Origin of the sequence: Amycolatopsis sp. NPDC006125, from assembly GCF_040614195.1 — a bacterium.
Lineage (GTDB): Bacteria > Actinomycetota > Actinomycetes > Mycobacteriales > Pseudonocardiaceae > Amycolatopsis_E > Amycolatopsis_E tucumanensis.
In genome coordinates this window covers 1-18,447 of record NZ_JBEXTZ010000001.1, presented here as the reverse complement: position 1 = coordinate 18,447, position 18,447 = coordinate 1, and the positions used below count along the sequence as shown (strand labels likewise).

General features: G+C 72.8%; 22 protein-coding genes and 1 pseudogene. 16 read left to right on the top strand and 7 right to left on the bottom strand.

Annotated features, from left to right (window positions below; genetic code table 11):
* Positions 1 to 166 precede the first annotated feature (166 nt).
* The 3 genes from ABZ193_RS00115 to ABZ193_RS00105 are packed head-to-tail and all read left to right on the top strand — an operon-like array spanning position 167 to position 2,072.
* A complete protein-coding gene (locus ABZ193_RS00115) occupies positions 167 to 808 on the top strand; it encodes a glycosyltransferase family 2 protein (RefSeq protein WP_354708263.1) in 642 nt (213 codons plus the stop codon).
* Positions 805 to 1,467: a DUF2064 domain-containing protein gene (locus ABZ193_RS00110; protein WP_354708262.1), complete on the top strand. Its 663-nt coding sequence runs from the start codon at positions 805 to 807 to the stop codon at positions 1,465 to 1,467. The genes ABZ193_RS00115 and ABZ193_RS00110 overlap by 4 nt, the downstream gene beginning before the upstream one ends.
* Positions 1,464 to 2,072, top strand: a complete 609-nt coding sequence (locus ABZ193_RS00105) for a class I SAM-dependent methyltransferase (RefSeq protein WP_020418601.1) — start codon at positions 1,464 to 1,466, stop codon at positions 2,070 to 2,072. The genes ABZ193_RS00110 and ABZ193_RS00105 overlap by 4 nt, the downstream gene beginning before the upstream one ends.
* Here ABZ193_RS00105 and ABZ193_RS00100 read toward each other — a convergent pair.
* Together ABZ193_RS00100 and ABZ193_RS00095 are read right to left on the bottom strand one after the other, a co-directional pair.
* Positions 2,056 to 2,457: a hypothetical protein gene (locus ABZ193_RS00100; protein WP_354708261.1), complete on the bottom strand. Its 402-nt coding sequence runs from the start codon at positions 2,455 to 2,457 to the stop codon at positions 2,056 to 2,058. The genes ABZ193_RS00105 and ABZ193_RS00100 overlap by 17 nt on opposite strands.
* On the bottom strand, positions 2,454 to 3,698 hold the full coding sequence (locus tag ABZ193_RS00095; protein WP_354708260.1) for a molybdopterin-dependent oxidoreductase: 1,245 nt from the start codon (positions 3,696 to 3,698) through the stop codon (positions 2,454 to 2,456). The genes ABZ193_RS00100 and ABZ193_RS00095 overlap by 4 nt, the downstream gene beginning before the upstream one ends.
* A 240-nt stretch (positions 3,699 to 3,938) precedes the next feature.
* Here ABZ193_RS00095 and ABZ193_RS00090 point away from each other — a divergent pair, with 240 nt between their 5' ends.
* The 3 genes and pseudogenes from ABZ193_RS00090 to ABZ193_RS00080 form a co-directional block, all read left to right on the top strand.
* Complete coding sequence (locus ABZ193_RS00090) at positions 3,939 to 4,331, top strand: hypothetical protein (RefSeq protein ID WP_354708259.1); 393 nt, start codon at positions 3,939 to 3,941, stop codon at positions 4,329 to 4,331.
* Positions 4,332 to 4,452: 121 nt separating this feature from the next.
* On the top strand, positions 4,453 to 5,928 hold the full coding sequence (locus ABZ193_RS00085) for a glutamate--cysteine ligase (RefSeq protein WP_354708258.1): 1,476 nt from the start codon (positions 4,453 to 4,455) through the stop codon (positions 5,926 to 5,928).
* A 126-nt stretch (positions 5,929 to 6,054) separates the two neighbouring features.
* A pseudogene (locus ABZ193_RS00080) lies at positions 6,055 to 6,173 on the top strand (IS630 family transposase); the annotation flags it as partial.
* On the opposite strand, the gene ABZ193_RS00075 reads toward ABZ193_RS00080, so the two are convergent.
* The 4 genes from ABZ193_RS00075 to ABZ193_RS00060 are packed head-to-tail and all read right to left on the bottom strand — an operon-like array spanning position 6,174 to position 9,772.
* A complete protein-coding gene (locus ABZ193_RS00075) occupies positions 6,174 to 6,950 on the bottom strand; it encodes a colicin immunity domain-containing protein (protein WP_354708257.1) in 777 nt (258 codons plus the stop codon). It abuts the pseudogene before it with no gap.
* A gap of 3 nt (positions 6,951 to 6,953) precedes the next feature.
* Complete coding sequence (gene ptsP / locus ABZ193_RS00070) at positions 6,954 to 8,555, bottom strand: phosphoenolpyruvate--protein phosphotransferase (protein ID WP_354708256.1); 1,602 nt, start codon at positions 8,553 to 8,555, stop codon at positions 6,954 to 6,956.
* A 12-nt stretch (positions 8,556 to 8,567) separates the two neighbouring features.
* Positions 8,568 to 9,509, bottom strand: a complete 942-nt coding sequence (locus tag ABZ193_RS00065; protein ID WP_354708255.1) for a sugar-binding transcriptional regulator — start codon at positions 9,507 to 9,509, stop codon at positions 8,568 to 8,570.
* On the bottom strand, positions 9,509 to 9,772 hold the full coding sequence (locus ABZ193_RS00060) for an HPr family phosphocarrier protein (RefSeq protein ID WP_020418593.1): 264 nt from the start codon (positions 9,770 to 9,772) through the stop codon (positions 9,509 to 9,511). The genes ABZ193_RS00065 and ABZ193_RS00060 overlap by 1 nt, the downstream gene beginning before the upstream one ends.
* 128 nt (positions 9,773 to 9,900) lie before the next feature.
* On the opposite strand from ABZ193_RS00060, the gene ABZ193_RS00055 reads away from it, so the two are divergent.
* The 10 genes from ABZ193_RS00055 to ABZ193_RS00010 all read left to right on the top strand — a co-directional run bounded on the left by ABZ193_RS00055 (position 9,901) and on the right by ABZ193_RS00010 (position 18,117).
* Complete coding sequence (locus ABZ193_RS00055) at positions 9,901 to 10,536, top strand: PTS glucitol/sorbitol transporter subunit IIC (protein WP_223843126.1); 636 nt, start codon at positions 9,901 to 9,903, stop codon at positions 10,534 to 10,536.
* Complete coding sequence (locus tag ABZ193_RS00050; RefSeq protein WP_354708254.1) at positions 10,533 to 11,558, top strand: PTS sorbitol transporter subunit IIB; 1,026 nt, start codon at positions 10,533 to 10,535, stop codon at positions 11,556 to 11,558. Before ABZ193_RS00055 ends, ABZ193_RS00050 begins: the two co-directional genes overlap by 4 nt.
* 10 nt (positions 11,559 to 11,568) lie before the next feature.
* Positions 11,569 to 11,946, top strand: a complete 378-nt coding sequence (locus ABZ193_RS00045; protein WP_020418591.1) for a PTS glucitol/sorbitol transporter subunit IIA — start codon at positions 11,569 to 11,571, stop codon at positions 11,944 to 11,946.
* Positions 11,943 to 12,332 (top strand): transcriptional regulator GutM, encoded by a 390-nt coding sequence (locus ABZ193_RS00040; protein WP_354708253.1) that lies wholly within the window; start codon positions 11,943 to 11,945, stop codon positions 12,330 to 12,332. The genes ABZ193_RS00045 and ABZ193_RS00040 overlap by 4 nt, the downstream gene beginning before the upstream one ends.
* 175 nt (positions 12,333 to 12,507) lie before the next feature.
* Positions 12,508 to 13,809: an SAF domain-containing protein gene (locus tag ABZ193_RS00035; protein WP_354708252.1), complete on the top strand. Its 1,302-nt coding sequence runs from the start codon at positions 12,508 to 12,510 to the stop codon at positions 13,807 to 13,809.
* 11 nt (positions 13,810 to 13,820) lie between these two features.
* On the top strand, positions 13,821 to 14,783 hold the full coding sequence (locus ABZ193_RS00030) for a thiamine pyrophosphate-dependent dehydrogenase E1 component subunit alpha (RefSeq protein WP_354708251.1): 963 nt from the start codon (positions 13,821 to 13,823) through the stop codon (positions 14,781 to 14,783).
* On the top strand, positions 14,780 to 15,784 hold the full coding sequence (locus ABZ193_RS00025) for an alpha-ketoacid dehydrogenase subunit beta (RefSeq protein ID WP_020418587.1): 1,005 nt from the start codon (positions 14,780 to 14,782) through the stop codon (positions 15,782 to 15,784). The genes ABZ193_RS00030 and ABZ193_RS00025 overlap by 4 nt, the downstream gene beginning before the upstream one ends.
* Entirely contained in the window at positions 15,784 to 17,052 is a 1,269-nt protein-coding gene (locus tag ABZ193_RS00020) for a dihydrolipoamide acetyltransferase family protein (RefSeq protein ID WP_354708250.1), read from the top strand. Before ABZ193_RS00025 ends, ABZ193_RS00020 begins: the two co-directional genes overlap by 1 nt.
* A complete protein-coding gene (locus tag ABZ193_RS00015) occupies positions 17,049 to 17,777 on the top strand; it encodes an IspD/TarI family cytidylyltransferase (protein WP_354708249.1) in 729 nt (242 codons plus the stop codon). Before ABZ193_RS00020 ends, ABZ193_RS00015 begins: the two co-directional genes overlap by 4 nt.
* 7 nt (positions 17,778 to 17,784) lie before the next feature.
* Complete coding sequence (locus ABZ193_RS00010; RefSeq protein WP_237339276.1) at positions 17,785 to 18,117, top strand: hypothetical protein; 333 nt, start codon at positions 17,785 to 17,787, stop codon at positions 18,115 to 18,117.
* 20 nt (positions 18,118 to 18,137) lie between these two features.
* Here the strand turns inward: ABZ193_RS00010 and ABZ193_RS00005 are convergent, their stop codons facing one another.
* Positions 18,138 to 18,317, bottom strand: coding sequence for a helix-turn-helix transcriptional regulator (locus ABZ193_RS00005; RefSeq protein WP_354708248.1), 180 nt, complete (start codon positions 18,315 to 18,317; stop codon positions 18,138 to 18,140).
* Between the last annotated feature and the right edge of the window lie 130 nt (positions 18,318 to 18,447).

The following is an 18,447-nucleotide window of genomic DNA, read 5'->3' as shown; positions in this document are numbered from 1 at the left end:
CTCTGTCCCCTTCCGCGCCGGCTTCGCGCACCGTAGCCCGTCGCGCGCGCCGACGACGGCGGTCGCGCCGATCCGTCAGGAGTCGGTAAGAATTGTCAAGGCGTCATGATTCGGTAAGGGCGGCAACGGTTCTCAAGTCTCCACGGTGGACATACCGTCCGGTGTCGTGGATGTGATCCTGCCCTGTCTCGACGAAGCCGGTTCCCTGCCCGGCGTGCTGTCGGCGCTGCCGCCCGGGTACCGGGCGATCGTGGTCGACAACGGCTCGACCGACGGCTCGGCCGAGGTCGCCGCCGCCGCGGGCGCCAAGGTGGTCAGCGAACCGCGCCGCGGCTACGGCGCGGCCGTGCACACCGGTCTGGAGCACGCGACCAGCGACCTCGTCGCCGTCCTGGACGCCGACGGCTCGCTCGACCCCGCCGCGCTGACCGTGCTCGCCGGGGTGGTCGAGCGCGGTGAGGCGGACCTGGCGGCCGGGCGGCGCCGTCCGGTTCCCGGCGCCTGGCCGCGGCACGCCCGCGTGGCCAACGCCGTGTTGTCGGCGCTGCTGCGGCTGCAGGGCGTGCCGGTGCACGACATCGCGCCGGTCCGCGTGGCCCGGCGGGAAGCACTGCTCGGGCTCGGCGTGACCGACCGCGCGTCCGGCTATCCGCTGGAACTGCTGATCCGGGCGGGACGCGCCGGGTGGGTGGTGCGCGAGTGCGACGTGGTCTACCGGCCGCGGTCCGCGGGCCGGTCGAAGGTGTCGGGTTCGGTGCGCGGAACCGTGGGCGCGGTCCGCGACATGGCGCGGGTGCTGCTCGGATGACCGCCCGGTTCTGCCTGCTGGTGGTCGCGAAGGCGCCGGTGCCCGGGTTCGCGAAGACCCGGTTGTGCCCGCCCGCGTCGCCGGAACAGGCCGCCGAGATCGCCGCCGCCGCGTTGCTGGACACGCTCGACGCGGTCGCCGCGACCCCCGGGGCGGTGCCCGTGGTCGCCGTGACCGGGGATTTCGTCGCGGCCGCGCGGTCGGCCGAGATCCGGCACGCGCTGGCGCGGACGACGGTCCTGGATCAGCGCGGCGGGCCCTTCGGGGAGCGGCTGGCGAACGCGCACGCCGACACCGCCGCCCGACACCCGGGGCTGCCCGTGCTGCAGATCGGCATGGACACCCCGCAGGTCCGTCCGGAGCTGCTCGCGGCGGCGGCCGCGGACCTCACCGCGCACGAGGCGGTGCTGGGCCGCGCGCCCGACGGCGGCTGGTGGGCCCTGGGCCTGCGGGACCCGGCGGCCGCTCGCGTGCTCGAAGAGGTGCCCATGTCGCGATCGGACACCGGCGACCGCACGCACGCGGCCCTGTCCCGGCGTGGTGTGGTGCCGCGCGAGCTCAGCGAACTGTCCGATGTGGACACGATGGCGGACGCTCGTGCGGTGGCTTCGGTGTGCGATGGACGGTTCCCCGTCGCGGTGGCGGCGGTGACGCGGTGAGCGGGCACTTCGACAGCGCGCTCCTGGGCGGGCACTGCCGCCTGGAACTGGCCGACGGCAGCCGGATCGAGCTGCCCGCTGGGCGCTGGCTGCGCGATCCCGGCGCCGCCGACGAGCTGCTGCTCGGCCGCTGCTGGGGTCCGACCCTGGACATCGGGTGCGGTCCCGGTCGTCTCACGGCCGCGCTCGCGCGGCGGGGTGTCCCGTCGCTGGGCATCGACGTGTCCGGCACCGCGGTCCGCCTGACCCGCCGCCGGGGCGGGGTGGCGCTGCGGCGCGACGTGTTCGACCGCGTTCCCGGGGCCGGCCGGTGGCGGCACGTTCTCCTGGCGGACGGCAACATCGGCATCGGCGGTGATCCGGTGGTGTTGCTGCGGCGGGTGTTCGAACTGCTCGGTCCCGGCGGCCGGGCGCTCGTCGAACTGGACCCGCCCGGCGCGGCGGTCCGGCGGGAGCGGGTGCGGGTCGACGGGAGCCCGTGGTTCCCGTGGGCCTGGCTGGGCGCCGACGCACTCGCCGGCGTCGCCGCGGCCGCCGCACTGGCGGTGTCCTGGACCGCGGCGCACGGCGGGCGGCACTTCGCCGAGCTCAAGCGCGCCGGCTGAGGATCAGGCGCACCCCGTAGACGAGCCCGGAAACCACGAACATGCCCAGGACCAGCCACAACCAGCGGCCGAGGTAGGGCTGCTGGTCCAGGCCCGTGGCGGCGAGGTGGGTGGCCTCGCCCTGGCGGACGATGCCGGGCAGGAACACCAGGAACGTCAGCCCGGCGCCGAGCAGGGGCAGGCGGACGTGGTTGACGATCCGGACGGGCAGCCGCGCCAGTGCCCGTCCGGCCACCGCGCACAGCGGGAACACCACGAGGTCGTGCACGACGGCGGCTCCGGCGAACCAGACCAGTATCGTCGGCAGATCCGGCTCGCCCAGCAGGAAGGATCCGGCGTAGGCGGCGAGCGCGAGGCCCGCAAGCAGGGCGATGAGCCGTTTCACGGGGCGCTCCGGAAGGCGATCGAGCGCACCCACTTCGTGCAGTGCACGCCGGGCAGCGCGGGGACGATGATCCGGGCCGGGAAGCCGTGGTCGGGGCTGAGGTCTTCGCCGTTGACCCGCAGCGCGAGCAGCGAGTCGGGATCGGTCGCCTGGCCGGAGTTGAGGGTCGCCTGGGCGAACGGTCCCCGTTCCAGCGAAGTCACCGACGCCGAGGCGGGGTGCGGGATCCCGGCGAGCGCGGCCAGGTCGCGCAGCCGCACCCCGGTCCAGGTCTGCACGGTCGACCACCCCTCGACGCAGGCGATGGGCAGGCGCGCGGTGTGCTGGGGCAGGGCGAGCAGGTCGTCGCGGGTGAGGACGCGCTCGTGCCCGCCGGTGAGGGTCAGCCGCCAGCCCGTGCCGGTGCTCTCGGCGGTGATCCCGGCCGCGACGGCGGTTCTGTTGACGGGGAACCCCTCCCCCGATTGCCTGCCGCGCGGCAGGAGCAGTGCCAGGTCCCGCAACGGGCCTCCGGTCGACTGTCCCGCGGTGAGGAGGCCGACGAGCAGGGCTCCGCCGCCGACGGTGCCGAGCAGCCCGCGGCGGCTCAGGGTCGGGGGTGCGGGGTCGGCGGCGACGAGCCCGGTGTCGTCGGGTGGCTCGGGCACCGTGTCCTCGCGCGAAGTGGCCAGTTCGCGGCGCAGGGAGCGGGATCGCAGCGCGCGCACCGTGGTGGGGAGTTTGAGCGCGACGTGCGTGACGAAGGAGGCGAGGAAGACCCACGCGCCGATGTAATGCCCGGTGTAGAAGCTGAACCCGAAGACGTAGTCGTACTGGATGTTGAGGATCCCGGTGGCGAACTCGAACAACGTGCTGCCGACCAGGAGCAGCAGGGAGATCCGTTCCAGCGCGTGGGTGAGCGAGCGGACCGGTGGCCAGGCGAACAGCTTCGGGATGACCGACCACAGCTTCGCCAGCACGACCGGCGCGAGCACCAGCCCGAGCCCGACGTGCAGGCCCTGCGTCAGCTGGAACAGCCACGCCGGACGCGTCGGCCAGTCGAACGCCGGCAGGCGCAGCCAGCCGACGTCCGCGGGAATCCCCTGTCCCGGCCCGTAGGCGGCGTGGTCCAGCAGGCCGGTGACGATCACGAGCGGCAGGCAGGCCAGCAGCACCACGCCGAGGACGGAGGTGAGCCAGGGGCCACGCAGCGGGCTGCGGAACCGGATGTGCCGCAACACGCGCGGCGGTGGCGTTGTCACGCAGGCGATGCTAGGTCCGCGCCCGCGCCGTCCGGCCGTTTCCGGACGTTGCGTTGAGACTCTCGTAAGATCCGCGGCCGCCCGTACCCGGCCCGCACCGGAACCGCACACCGCGCGGGGAAGGGGCGCGGACAGTGTCAGCGGAACGTCGCCGCCACGCACGCCACGAATGCGAAGATCCTTTCGATTCGGGCCGCCTCGCCGAGGACGGCCGTCGTTGCCAGCGAATACGAAGGTGCGATGAAACACTCACGCAAACTCGCCGGGCTGACCACCGCCGGCGCCCTCGCCGTGTCCACGCTGCTGTTCGCCCCGGAAGCCGCCGCCATCGACCACGAGGTGTGGACCGCCGACGGCGACCCGGGCGGCGTCGCCTGGTTCACCGAGCACGGTGACTACGTCTACGCCTGTGACATGGAGGCGGACGGCTGGGCCGTGGGCCTCGACGTGTACTGGAACGGCGGCTCCTACACGCTGAGCGCGGGCGGCAGCGGGAACTGCGACCTCGCGGACGCCAGCGAACCTGGGCACAACCTGCCGGAGAACGCCTACATCAACTTCCGCGTCTACCTGCACAAGTCCGGCACGCCGTACGCCTACCAGCGCACCGCGCAGTGGTACAACGACAACTGACGCGCTCGCCGGGTCTCCGGGGCCGCGAGCGGTAGCGCCGCTCGCGGCCCACCCCGTCACTCCTCGTATCCGCTGTGCCGCCGGTCGTCCGGTGGGACAATGCAGGGATCCGGAGGGTCGCATGGGCGAGGAAGTCGGGCAGCACACTTTCACGAGGGCCGACCGCACGAGGTACCGGGCCCGGTTGCGGCGCTGCCTGGAGGCGTTCGCGCGGATGCTGCGGGAGTCGCACTTCGAGTTCGAGCGGCCGATGACCGGGCTGGAGATCGAGCTCAACCTGGTCGACGAGCGCGGCGAGCCGACGATGTGCAACGTCAGGACGCTGGAGGCGATCGCCGACCCGGACTTCCAGACCGAGCTGGGCCAGTGGAACCTCGAGATCAACGTCTCGCCCCGCCGGCTCAACGGCGACGGCGCGAAGACGTTCGAGGACGACGTGCGCGCCAGCCTGAACTCCGCCGAAGCGAACGCCAACCGCATCGGCGCGCACCTGATCATGGTCGGCATCCTGCCCACCCTGCGGCAGGACCACCTGACCGGCGCGTCGCTGTCGCTGAACCCGCGGTACGAGCTGCTCAACGACCAGATCCTGGCCGAGCGGGGCGAGGACCTGCACATCGCCATCGACGGCGTCGAACGCCTGCGGGCCACGTGCGACACGATCGTGCCCGAGGCAGCGTGCACGAGCACCCAGTTCCACCTGCAGGTGAGTCCCGCGCAGTTCCCCGCCTACTGGAACGCCGCGCAGGCGATCGCCGGGGTGCAGGTCGCGGTCGGCGCGAACTCGCCGTTCCTGCTGGGCAAGCACCTGTGGGCCGAGACGCGCATCGCCCTGTTCGAGCAGGCCACCGACACCCGCCGCGAGGAGCTGAAGGCACAGGGCGTGCGGCCGCGCGTGTGGTTCGGCGAGCGGTGGATCACCTCGATCTTCGACCTGTTCGAGGAGAACGCCCGGTACTTCTCCGCGCTGCTGCCGATCTGCTCCGAGGAGGACCCGTTCGAGGTGCTCGACCGGGGCGACACGCCGTCGCTGCAGGAGTTGCGGCTGCACAACGGCACGATCTACCGCTGGAACCGGCCGATCTACGCGGTCACCCGCGACCGGGCGCATCTCCGGGTGGAGAACCGGGTCCTGCCCGCCGGTCCCACGGTCATCGACACGATGGCCAACGGCGCGTTCTACTTCGGACTCGTCCGCACCCTGGCCGAGGACGAGCGTCCGATTTGGACCCGGATGTCGTTCAGCGCGGCGGAGGAGAACTTCCACGCCTGCGCGCGCAACGGCATCGACGCCTCGATCTACTGGCCGGGGCTGGGCACCGTCCCGGTCGCGGAACTGGTCCTGCGACGGCTGCTGCCGATGGCCGACGAGGGGCTGCGCAAGTGGGACGTCGACGCCGCCGAACGCGACCGGCTGCTGGGCGTGATCGAGCAGCGCTGCCTGACCGGCACCACCGGCGCGAGCTGGCAGCAACGACGTTTCCACCGCCTGTTCGACACGACGGGCCTCGACAGGTTCGACACGCTGCGCACCCTGGTCGGCGAGTACCGGGAGCACATGCACACGAACGAGCCGGTGCACAGCTGGCCGGATTAGGGTCTTGGCGCCACTGACCTGTCCGACGACGAACGTCGAACGCTGAAGGGCCGGACCCGGCGGCCTGCGCCGAGGGTGGATCGAACACCGCGCGGCGTCCAACGCTCAGTCACCGCCCTCGAACGCGACATCCGCGGCTGGATCCAGCAATGGAACGCCACCCCAGGCCCTGCGTCTGGACCCGCACCGCCGACCAGATCCTCGACTCCCTCGCCGCCCACTGCCGACGAACTAACCACTCAGGACTAGCCGCGATCAGGTGCCTCCAACAGCCGGAGTCGTTGCACGACGGCTTGCACTCCGTGGAGGAGGTCTTCGTCCGTCAGGTCGCCAGGGTCGCGCAGCGCGGGATCGATCACGTAGTCCTCGAGCAGGAAGAACACCTCCGCGAGCAGGCGTTCGAACGGCTCGTCGAGCAGCTCCTCCGGGCGCGGTCTCCGACGGCGCGCGGTCAGCCAGGCTCGCGCGAAATCGGGCGCCGCGATCGAGCCTTCCGCGAACGATTCCATCAGCCGCACTTGCTCGGCGAGCGCGGAGCCAGGCTCGATCTCACTCGGCGACGCCAGCACCGGCCGGGCGGGCGGTAGTCGCGTCGCCACTTCGAGCAGCTCCGGATACACCTCCGCCAGCCGCCGGGCGTCTCGGCCGAAACGCGCACGTGAGCGGTCGACGCCCCACGGCACTGCGGCGGCGAGGAACTCCCCGGTACCCGCCAGGAGGGAGTACCGCGCGTCCGTGATGAGCAAGGCCCCGTCCCGGTTGGGCACAGCGAGCAGGACCTCACCACGCACACCGAGAGGATCTACGTCGCCGAGCACCCGCGGGCGCTCATCGCCGAGGGGAAAGACGAACACCGATGCCGCACCGACCGCACGCGCGCCGTCCCGGAACCTCTCCAGCACCTGGTCGTCGGCGCCGAACGGAGTGGCGAAGGGCACGACCGCCTTGGAGTGGAGCCACGCCGCGCTGAACCAGCGGCCATCGGCGGTCAGCAGCCGGCCGGCCTCCGGCGATTGGGCCACGGCTCAGGCACCAGACCCCAGCGCGCGGCGGGCCTCCGCCTCGCAGTCGGCGAACGTCGCCGTTGCCAGGGTGGCTCCGACCGGGCGGATGGCGGCCGCCGTCATCGACAGGCTCGTCATTCCGAGGCCGGTCAGCACGCGGGCCAGGCGCGGGTCCGCCGCCGCCTCCCCGCACACCCCGGCCGGTTTTCCGGCATCCCGCGCCGCTTCGCCGACCAGGGCCAACAGCCGGAGCAACGCCGGCTGCCACGGGTCGTTCAACGCGGCCACCGCGCCGAGCTGGCGGTCGGCGGCGAACGTGTACTGCGCGAGATCGTTGGTGCCCACCGACACGAAATCCGCCACCTCCAGGATCTCCCGCGCGGCCAGCGCCGCCGCGGGCACCTCGATCATCACCCCGGCCCGCGCGATCCCGGCGGCCCGCGCCCGCTCCGCGAACCACGCCGCCTCCGCGGCCGTCGCCACCATCGGCGCCATCACCGACACTTCCGCACCCGACTCGGCGGCCGCGGCGGCGATCGCTTCGAGCTGGCGGTCCAGCACCTCCGGCCGGGCGAACGCGACGCGCACGCCCCGCACCCCCAGCGCGGGGTTCGGTTCGGGCTCCGGGGCCAGGAACGCCAGCGGCTTGTCCGCCCCCGCGTCCAGCGTCCGCACCACCACGGGCTTCCCGGCGAACGGCGCGAGCACTGCCGCATACGCCGCACGCTGCTCGGACACCGAAGGCTCGGACGGCGCGTCCAGGTAGCAGAACTCCGTGCGGAACAAGCCGATCCCCTCGGCGCCCGCTTCCGCGGCAGCGCGGGCGTCGGCCACCGAACCGACGTTGCCGAGGATCCGGATCCGGCGCCCGTCCGCCGTCGCGCCCACGCCGTTCCACTCCACCGCCACCCGCCGGTCCGCGACCACCACCGGCCCGCGCGAGTCGGCCGGCTCGACGACACCGGTGTCGCCGTCCACGAGGAGTGCCTCGGCCCCGCACTCCAGCAAGCCGCGCACCGCGACGACGGCGGGAATCCCGAGCGCCCGCGCCAGGATCGCGGTGTGGCTGGTCGGCCCGCCCTGCTCGGTCACCAGCGCCAGCACCTTCGCCGGGTCGAGCCCGGCGGTGTCGGCGGGCGCGAGATCGCGGGCGACCAGCACGCTCGGCGACGCCAGCTCCGGCACCCCGGGCGGCTCGACCCCGAGCAGTTCGGCCACGATGCGGTCCCGCACGTCCTGGATGTCCCGCACGCGCTCGGCGAGGTACCCGCCGGCGGCGGCCAGCGAGCGGGCGAACCCGTCCGCGGCCTCGTGCACCGCGCGCGGCGCGGGCACGCCTTCGACGGTGACCAGCCGCTCGGCCTCGGCGACCAGACCGGGGTCGTTCGCCATCGCCGCGGTGGTGAACAGGATGTCCGCCGCCTCGCCTTCCGCGGTGGCGGCGAGCTCCTCCAGCCGCCGTGCGACGGCCGCCGCGGCGGGCGCGATCCGCGCCGCGTCGGCCGCGGGATCGGCGGGCGCTGGGGTGCGCGGGGGTTCGCCCAGCGGCTCGGCGACCCGCACCACCGGACCACTCGCGCGTCCCGGGCTCACCGCGACCCCGGACAACCTCGTTCCCAGCATGCGCAACACCTTTCAGTCGAGCAGGGCGCCGGCCAGCGACTGGTCGCAGATCAGGACGTCGAGGACACCGGTGCGCAGCGCGCCCAGCGTGCCGCGCGCCTTCTCCGCCCCGGCCGCGACACCCGCCACCGTGGGGATGCCGGCCAGGTCGGCGAACGTCGTGCTGATCACCCGGTCGTCGACCGGCCCCGGCACCGGGCGCCCGTCGGCGTCGAAGAACCGCGCGCAGAAGTCCCCCACCGGGTGGTGGCCCTCGAACTCCGCGCGTTCCTCCGGCGTCAGCTCCATCGCCGTGAGCAGGGCCGCCGAGGACCCGACCCCGACGCTGCCGATGCCGACGACCGCGACGTGCACCTTGCGCGCCCGGTCCAGAGCGTCCCGGATGGACGGTTCGGCGAGCAGGATGTCCCGACCTGCCCGGGAAGTCAGCAACGCGGGCGCGTGCAGCAGCTGGAACCGGCCGCCGAGTCGCGCGGCCAGGTCGCGGACCAGCTCCTCGCCGCTGATCGCCGATTCCACCGACGACAGGCCGCCGACGAGCGGCAGCACCTCGACGTCGACCGCGCTTTCCTCGGGCACGTGCTGCACGACCGCCTGCAGGCTGCGGCCCCACGACACCCCGACCCGCTGTCCGGAGTGGACGTTCTCCAGCAGCCACCGCGCGCCGAGCTCACCGACGCGCGGCAGCGGCCGCTCCCCCGCGGCGTTCTCCGCGACCCGGCAGTCCCGCAACCCGAACCGCGCGGTGAGCTCGCCTTCGGTGTCCAGGTCCCGCCCGGCGGGGTCGTTGATGCGGATCTGCACGATGCCGCGCTCCCGCGCCGCGGTCAGCATCCGGGACACGCTGGAACGGCTGACGCCCAGTGTCTCGGCGATCTGGTGCTGCGACCGGCCTTCCTCGTAGTACAGCCGCGCCGCCTTGACGAGCAGCTGCTGTTCGCGGGGCGGCGGCATCAGGCGTCCGCGGTGGACACCAGCCGGGACAGCTCGGCGAGCGTCGCGTCGGCGTCGTCCCCTTCGGCGCTGATCACGACCTCCTCGCCGTGCCCGATCGCCAGGCTCAGCACCGAAAGCATGCTGCGGGCGTCGACGGGTTCGGCGCCCGGCCGCGCGATGGAGACCGGTCCGCCGTGCCGGGCCGCGGCCTTGACGAACTGGCTCGCGGGCCGGGCGTGCAGGCCGACCGGCGAGGCGATCCGGACTTTGATCTCAGGCATGTCGCTCCTTCGCGTCGGGGGTTGTGACCCGCTGGACCGGCATGTTACACACATCACTGTCAAACGTGAAGAAGCTTTGCACTTATGTGCAGACGCGTTTGGCTCAGGGGGCCGACAAGGAGGAAAATATGGAGGAGCTTGCTGTAATGGCGCAGCAGGCGGACACCGGGTCCAGTTCCGGTCCCCTCGGTGTCCTCGAGTGGCTCGGCAGCCACTTCATCGGGCTGTTCAACGCCTCCGGCGAGCAGTTCGTGAGCCTGGTGACCGGCATTCTGCCCACCCTGATCGTCCTGCTGACCGCGATGTACGCGATCACCACGTTCATCGGCGAGCAGCGCGTCACCAGAGCCGTCCGGTGGTCGGCGCGGTGGTGGATCACCCGCTACACGATCATGCCGGTGCTGGCCGTGCTCATGCTGACCAACCCGATGGCCTACTCGTTCGGCCGGTTCCTGCCGGAGCGGCACAAGCCGGCGTTCTACGACTCCGCGGTGTCGTTCGTGCACCCGGTGACGACGTTCTTCCCCTACGCCAACGCCGGCGAGTTGTTCGTCTGGCTGGGCGTGGCCAACGGCGTGGCCCAGCTCGGGCAGTCGACGGTGCCGCTGGCGCTGCGGTACTTCCTGGTCGGCATCGTGGTGATCTTCATCCGCGGCGTGGTCACCGAGCGGATCACCGCGTTCATGATCAAGCGGACCGGGCGGACCGAGGTGTTCGCGGACTTCGACCGGCAGTTCGAGGCGGCCAAGGCGGGTGCGAAATGACCGAGACCCACACCACCCGCGCGGTGTTCGTCCGCCCCGGCGAAGGCGGCTGGGGCAAGGGCCTGCTGCTGCGGGTCGACGGCAAGCGCGACAAGGTCCTGTCCGTGACCGGCGGCGGCATCCACCCGGTGGCGGCGCGGATCGCGGAGCTCACCGGCGCCGAGGCGGTGGACGGGTTCCACACCTCCGTGCCGGACGACGAGGTGGTCGCCGCGGTGATCAACTGCGGTGGCACCGCCCGCATCGGCGTGTACCCGCGCAAGGGACTGCCCACTGTGGACGTCTACCCCGGCGCGCCGGGCGGTCCGCTGGCTAAGTTCATCACCGAGGAGCTGTTCGTCTCCGCTGTCGGCGTCAAGGAGGTGACCGAGGCGGACGGCGAGACGGGCACCGCGCCGCCGAAGGTGCCGCCGCGGGAAGAACGCCCGTCGGCCCGGGACGTCGCGGCGACGGTCACCGGCGGGCAGTCGACGGGGTTCGGGCGCGCGTTCGACTCGGTGTCCGGGGTGTTCGTGAAGTTCGGCTCGGGCGTCGGCTCGTTCGTGAACACGATGCTGGCGTCGGGCAGGCAGACGGTCGAGCTGACGCTCACCACGATCCTGCCGTTCATGGCCTACGTCAGCCTGCTGCTGGGCATCGTGAACTACACCGGGATCGCCCGCGGGATCGCGAACGTGCTGTCCCCGATCGCGAGCAACCCGCTCGGGCTGGTCGTGATCTCGCTCGTGGTGTCGCTGCCGTTCCTGTCCCCCATCCTCGGGCCCGGCGCGGCGATCGCGCAGGTGGTCGGCACGCTGATGGGCAGCCAGATCGCGATCGGCGCGCTGCCCGTGCAGTACGCCCTGCCGACGTTGTTCGCCATCAACGGGCAGGTGGGCTGCGACTTCATCCCGGTCGGCCTCGCGCTCGGCGAGGCGAAACCCGAGACCGTCGCGGTCGGCACCCCCGCGGTGCTGATCAGCCGGTTGATCACGGCGCCGCTGGCGGTCATCATCGCCTGGGGCGCGAGCTTCGGACTGTGAGGTGTCGACGATGACGGTGTACTACGAGAGCACGATCCTGCGGGCCGGCGAGGAGGCGCAGGACATGGTGGACGGCGGCGTGGTGATCCTCTACGCCGATCCGATCCCGGACGCGCTGGAAAGCGTCAGCGTCGTGCATTCCCCCGCCGCGAAGCCGGAACGGGAGGTGCGCGTCGGCGACATCTTCCGGCTCGGCGACGCGGAGGTCGAACTGACCGCGGTCGGTGAGCGCGCCCACGAGAACCTGCAGACGCTGGGGCACATCGTGGTCTACCTCAACCCGGACGAGGGCACCACGCTGCTGCCCGGCGCGGTGCACGGCAAGGGGACGGTGTCGCTGCCCGCCGCCGGGGCGACGCTGACGCTCAGCGGCGGGAGCACGACGTGACCTGGCAGGCCGCCGCGATCCTGGTCGCCGGGTTCGCGGTGGCGGGTTTCTTCAGCTACCGCCAGCACATGCGGTACGCCCGGGTGGTCAACCAGGTCGCGGCGGAGGAGAACCGCGGCGGCGCGCTGCTGGTGACCGGGCGGGCCAAGGGCAAGCTGCGCGGCGCGGTGGTGCTGCTGGTGGTCGACCGGCGGCGGAACGCGGTGACCAGGGCACTGGTCATGGAGGGCGCGTCGGTGTTCGCCCGGTTCCGGGAACGCCCGGAGCTGGCCGGGCCACTCGGCACGCTCACCGAACGGGCGCCGTCGAAGGCCGTGGCCAAGGCCGCCGCCGACGCGCTGACGATGGTGTCCCGGCTGACCGCGGGACAACGCGCGGCCGCCTGAATTCCGGCGCGGAAAGGGCCGGCTTCCATTGTGGGAGCCGGCCCTTTTTCATTCTCCGTCGTGCACAAATGTGCAAACAACGTGAAGGGTTGTGCTGGTTATCGCCAGCGTGGTACCAAGAAATCACTGAAGTGCACATGGAGTGCACATTTGTGCAGACGGGGAAGGTGTCGAGATGAGCTACGCCGATCGGCTGCGAGCCCGCGAACGCGAACTGGGCCGCCCGGTGCGCATCGGACTGGTGGGCGCCGGCCAGATGGGGCTGGGTTTCGTCGTGCAGGCCGCCCGGATCGACGGCATGGAGGTCGCCGCGATCGCCGACATCGCCCCGGAGCGCGGGGTGCGGGCCTTCGAGCGGGCCGGGCGCGCGGACGTCCGGACCGGCGGGGACCTGGCGGCCGCGGTGGAGCTGGGACAGGCGGTCGTGGTGGACGACGCGCTGGCGCTGACCCGCCTGCCGGTCGACGTGATCGTGGACGCGAGCGGCGTGCCCGAGGTCGGCGCCCGGGTCGCGTTCGCCGGGCTGCTGGCGGGCAAGGACATCGCGCTGCTCAACGTGGAATGCGACGTCACGGTCGGCTTGCTGCTGTCGAAGATGGCCACCGGACTCGGCCGCGTCTACACCGTGTGCCGCGGCGACGAACCCGTGGAGTGCAAGGCGCTCGTCGACTACGCCCGCGACATCGGCTTCACCGTCGTGTGCGCCGGGAAGGGCAAGAACAACCCGCTCGACCCGGCCGCCACGCCGGATTCGGTCGCGGCGGAGGCCGCCGCGAAGGGCATGAACCCGCACATGCTCGCCAGTTTCGTGGACGGCTCGAAGACCATGATCGAGATGGCCGCCCTCGCCAACGGGGTGGACCTGAAGGTGAGCCGCCGCGGCATGACCGGACCGTACTCCACTGTGGACGATCTGAACCGGATCTTCCGCCCGGAGTCCGACGGCGGGCAGCTGCCGGAACCCGGCGTGGTCGACTACTGCACCGGGCCGGTCGCGCCGGGCGTGTTCGTCGTCGGCCACAGCGACGACCCGGTGGTGGTGGAGGAAATGGCTTACCTGGGCATGGGGCCTGGCCCGTACTACACCTTCTACCGGCCCTACCACCTGGCGAGCGTGGAAGCGCCGCTGTCCGTCGCGCAGGCGGTGCTCGACCGCACCCCGAGCCTCGCGCCCGTGGCGTGGAACGCGGAGGTGCTGGCGGTGGCGAAGCGGGACCTGGCGAAGGGCGAACTGGTCGACGGCATCGGCGGCGAGACCGTCTACGGCGTCACCGACTCCGCCCAGGCCGCCCGCGCGGGCGGTCACGTGCCGCTCGGCCTGGTCAGCGGCGCCCGCGTGCTGCGCGACGTGCCCGCCGGCACGGTGCTGACCGCCGCGGACGTCGCCGTCGACGAGACCACCACGATCGCGTCCCTGCGGCGCCTGCAGGACCGGCTCCTGCAGGGCGAGCCGGTGCGGGACCTGGTTCCGGCGTGAGGGGGACGACCATGGATCTGATCGGCGACGCCGGGCCGGCCCGCGAGGCACTGGTCACCATGTGGACGATCCGGCGCTTCGAAGAAGCGGTGGACGACCTGTTCGCACGCGGGCTCATGCACGGCACCATGCACCTGTCGATCGGGCAGGAGGCGGTGCCGGTGGGCGCCTGCCTGGCACTGTCCGAAGGGGACTACATCACCTCCACCCACCGCGGCCACGGGCACTGCATCGCCAAGGGCGCGCGGCTGGACGAGATGACGGCCGAGCTGCTGGCGAAGGAGACCGGGTACTGCCGCGGCCGGGGCGGGTCGATGCACATCGCCGACGTGGCGACCGGCAACCTCGGCGCGAACGGCATCGTCGCGGGCGGGGTGCCGATCGCGGCGGGCGCCGGGCTGGCGGTGCGGATGCGTGGCGGGCAGGAGGTCGTGGTCAGCTTCTTCGGCGACGGCGCGGTCAACGAGGGCGCCTGGCACGAGGGCGTCAACCTGGCCGCGATCTGGGACCTGCCGGTGGTGTTCGTGTGCGAGAACAACCACTACGGGATGTCGATGTCGGTGAGCCGCGCGTTCCGGGTCAAGCAGCTGTCCGAACGGGCCGCCGCCTACGGCATCCCCGGGGTGACCGTGGACGGCAACGACCCGCAGGCCGTGCACGACGCGGTCGCCGACGCGGTGGCGCGGGCCCGCGCGGGCGAGGGCCCGACGCTGGTCGAGGCGACCACCTACCGTTGGAAGGGCCACTCCAAGAGCGACAAGAACCTCTACCGCACCCGCGAAGAGATCGAGCAGTGGCGCGAACGCGACCCGATCGCCCGGTTCGAGCAACGGGTCGCGAACACGCTGGGAGACCAGGAAATCCAGGCCTGCCGGGACGAAGCCCGCGAGCGGGTGCGGGCGGCGATCCGCGCCGCCAACACCGCGCCGGACGCCTCGGCGGACTCGCTGACCGAGGCGGTGTACGCGAAATGACCGCGGTGGCGGAACAGACCCGCACCCTGACCTACGCCGAGGCCGTGCGGGAGGCGCTGGCCCAGGCGATGACGGCCGACGAACGGGTGTTCCTGCTCGGGGAGGACGTCGGCACCTACGGCGGCGCTTTCGGGGTCACCGGCGATCTCGTGCACCGCTTCGGCGAGGAGCGGATCCGGGACACCCCGATCAGCGAGCTGGGCATCGTGGGCGCGGCGGTGGGAGCCGCGCTCGCCGGGATGCGGCCGGTGGTGGAGATCCAGTTCTCCGACTTCACCGCCCAGGCCATGGACCAGATCGTCAACCAGGCCGCGAAGATCCACTTCATGCTCGGCGGCGCGGCGACCGTGCCGATGGTGCTGCGCGCGCCCACGGGCTCCGGCACCGGCGCCGCCGCGCAGCACTCGCAGAGCCTGGAGGCGTGGTTCGCGCACGTGCCAGGGCTGAAGGTGGTCATGCCGGCCACCCCGGCCGACGCGAAAACCCTGCTGCTGGCGGCGATCGACGATCCGAACCCGGTGATCGTGCTGGAGCACAAGCTGCTCTACAAGCAAAGCGGTCCCGTGCCGGAGGCCGCCACGCCCGCCCGGCTCGGCGAGGCAGCCGTGCGCCGGACCGGGGCGGACCTGACGATCGTGGCCACCGGGGTGATGGTGTCGCGTGCGCTGGAAGCGGCGGAGCAGCTGGCCGCGGACGGGGTCGAAGTGTCGGTGATCGACCCGCGCACGCTCAAACCGCTCGACGCGCAGCCGATCGTGGACGACGTGATCCGCACCGGGCGCGCGCTGCTCGTGCAGGAGGCGCCGAAGACGGCCGGGTTCATGGCCGAGATCGCCGCGACCATCGGCGAGTCCCCCGCGTTCGGGCACCTGCGCGCGCCGATCGCCCGGCTCTGCGGGCTCGACGTGCCGATCCCGTACGCGCCGCAACTGGAGCGCGCGGCGGTGCCGCAGGTCGAGGACATCGTGCGGGCGGCCGCGGACCTGGTGCGGAGGTGGTGATGCCGGAAGCGCCGCTGGTCATGCCGAAGATGTCCATGACCATGACCGAGGGCACGCTGGTGGCCTGGCACAAGTCCGAGGGGGACGAGGTCCGCGCGGGCGAGGTCGTGTGCGAGGTGGCCACCGACAAGGTCGACATGGAGGTCGAGGCGCCCGCCGACGGCACCCTCGCCCGGATCGTCGCGCAGCCGGACGACGTGGTGGCCGTCGGCGAGCCGATCGCCTACCTCGCCACCGCGGCCGAGGACCTGCTGGCGGGCCTGTTCGACGGTCCCGCACCGGAACCGGAACCCGAACCCGTGCCCACGGCGCCGCGGCGGGTCGCGGCCGAACCCGCGCCTCCGCCCGCGGCGCGCGAGCCGCAGCCCGGCCCCACACCCGCGGCACCAGCGCGCGTCACGGCTGAACCCGCACCCGCGTCCACAGCGCTGAGGCGGATCGCGGCCGAATCCGAGCCGGGGCCCGCGGCGCCGACGCGCGTCGCGGCCGAACCCGAACCCGCGCTCGCGGCGCCAGCGCGCGTCGCGACCGCACCCACGGCCACACCACCGAGGCGGGTCGCCGCCGTGCCCGCCGCCCGGCGGGTTGCCGCCGAGCGTGGCATCGACCTGGCCACCATCACCCCCACCGGGCCCGCCGCCACCATCCGGCTCGCCGACCTCCCGCCGCCGGCACCGCGGCGCAGCCGGCGCGCGGTGATCGCGCGGCGGATGTCCGCCAGCGCGCAGGTCCCCCAGTTCGTCGTCTACCGCGACCTCGACATGCCGGCGCGCGGCGACTGGACCACGGTGTTCCTGCGCGCCCTCGCCGGAGCGTTGCGGCGGCACCCCGAGCTGAACGCCGAATGGGCCGACGGCGACGTGCGGCGGCACGACCACGTGGGCGTCGCGCTCGCCGTGGACACCGGGCGCGGGCTGCTCGCCCCGGTGCTGCGGGACCCGGACCTCGACGACAGGCTGGCCGAGCGCGTCCGCGACCTGGTCCGCCGCGCCCGCGCCGGGAAGCTCACGCTCGCCGAGATGTCCGGCGGCACCACCACGTTGTCCAACCTCGGCGGGTTCGGGGTGGACGCCTTCCACGCGCTGCTCAGCCCGCCGCAGGCGACGGCGCTGGCCGTCGGCCGGGTGCAGGAGAAGGTGGTCCCGGTGCCCGGCGGCATCGGCCTGTCCCTGCGGTGCACGGTCGGTCTCACTGTCGACCACCGGGTCGGCGACGGCGCGGATGCCGCCCGGTTGCTGGCCTCGGTGCAGGAGCTGCTGACGTTATGATCGGCGGGATGGATCGACGTGCTCACGCCGCCGCCGTCGTGCTGGCCAGCGGGTCCGGGACCCGGGTCGGGGCCGACGTCAACAAGGTCTACCTGCCGCTCGCCGGGCGGCGGCTGGTGTCCTGGTCGCTCGGCGCGTTCGCGCGGGTGCCCGGGATCGGCGTGCTCGTCCTGGTCACCCGGCCGCAGGACCACGAGCTCGTCGAGTGGGTGCTGGAACGCGAGGTCGACGGCGCCGAGGTCGAGGTGGTGCACGGCGGCCGCAGCAGGCAGGAGTCCGAGCTGCGCGCGTTGCGGCACCTCGCCGAACGCATCGACAGCGGCGCGATCGACACGGTGCTCCTGCACGACGGCGCCCGTCCGCTGGCCAGCCCGGCGCTGATCGCCGGAGTCCTGCAGGCGGCGCGGCGGCACGGGGGCGCGGTGCCCGGCCTCGCGGCCGACGACATCATGGCCGTCGCGGACGGCGGGCTGGCGAACCTGCCGCGCGGCACGGCGATCCGCGCGCAGACCCCGCAGGCGTTCCACGCCCGCCCGCTGCTGGACGCCTACGAAGAGGCTGCCCGGCAGCGGTTCGAGGGCACCGACACCTCGTCGGTCATGGAGCGCTTCTCCGGGCTGCCCATCCACTGGGTGGCCGGGGAGCAGGAGAACATCAAGGTCACCTACGCACACGACCTGGTGATCGCCGAGCAGGTCCTGGCCTCGGCGAACTACCGGAGATGAGGCAGCGATGGGCACTGTCCGGCACGCGGAACTGACCTGCTCCCGGTGCGGCACGGACACCGTGCACGAGGTCGTCTACGCCGGGCGGCTCCTCGCCGAGGTCACCTGCACCGCCTGCGGGCGGACCTACGGCCGCGACGTGCGCGCCGACTACCTGGCCGACCTGCGCCAGCGGCTGGTCAGCAAACCGAAGCGCATGCTGCGCCGCCTGCGCAAGGACCCGCTGCGGTTCGCGAGCTCACTGCCGAAGACCGTGCCGGCCAAACCGCTGGAACTGCTCTCGGAGATCCGGGTGGTGTGGCACTCCGGGAAGAACCGGCGGCCGCGGGGCGGCCACTGAACCTCGTCGCGGGCGGGAACTCACATGCCGAGCAGCGCCGCGAACGCCTTCCGCTCCGTCACGCCGAGCTTCGCGCCCGCCCGGTAGAGGTGGCCCTCCACGGTGCGGACCGAGACGACGAGCCGGTCGGCGATCTCGCGGTTGGACAGCCCGTGCGCGGCCAGCGTGACGATCTCACGCTCCCGATCGGTGAGCGGCAAGGGTTGCTCCGCTGACGCCAGGGCGGGTGTTCGCGCGCCTTCACAGGCCTGGGCCAGATGGTGCGCGCGTGTGGCGGCGGCACGCGGCGTTGCTGGGCGGCGTGGACGTGCCGGTGCTGGACCTGGACGG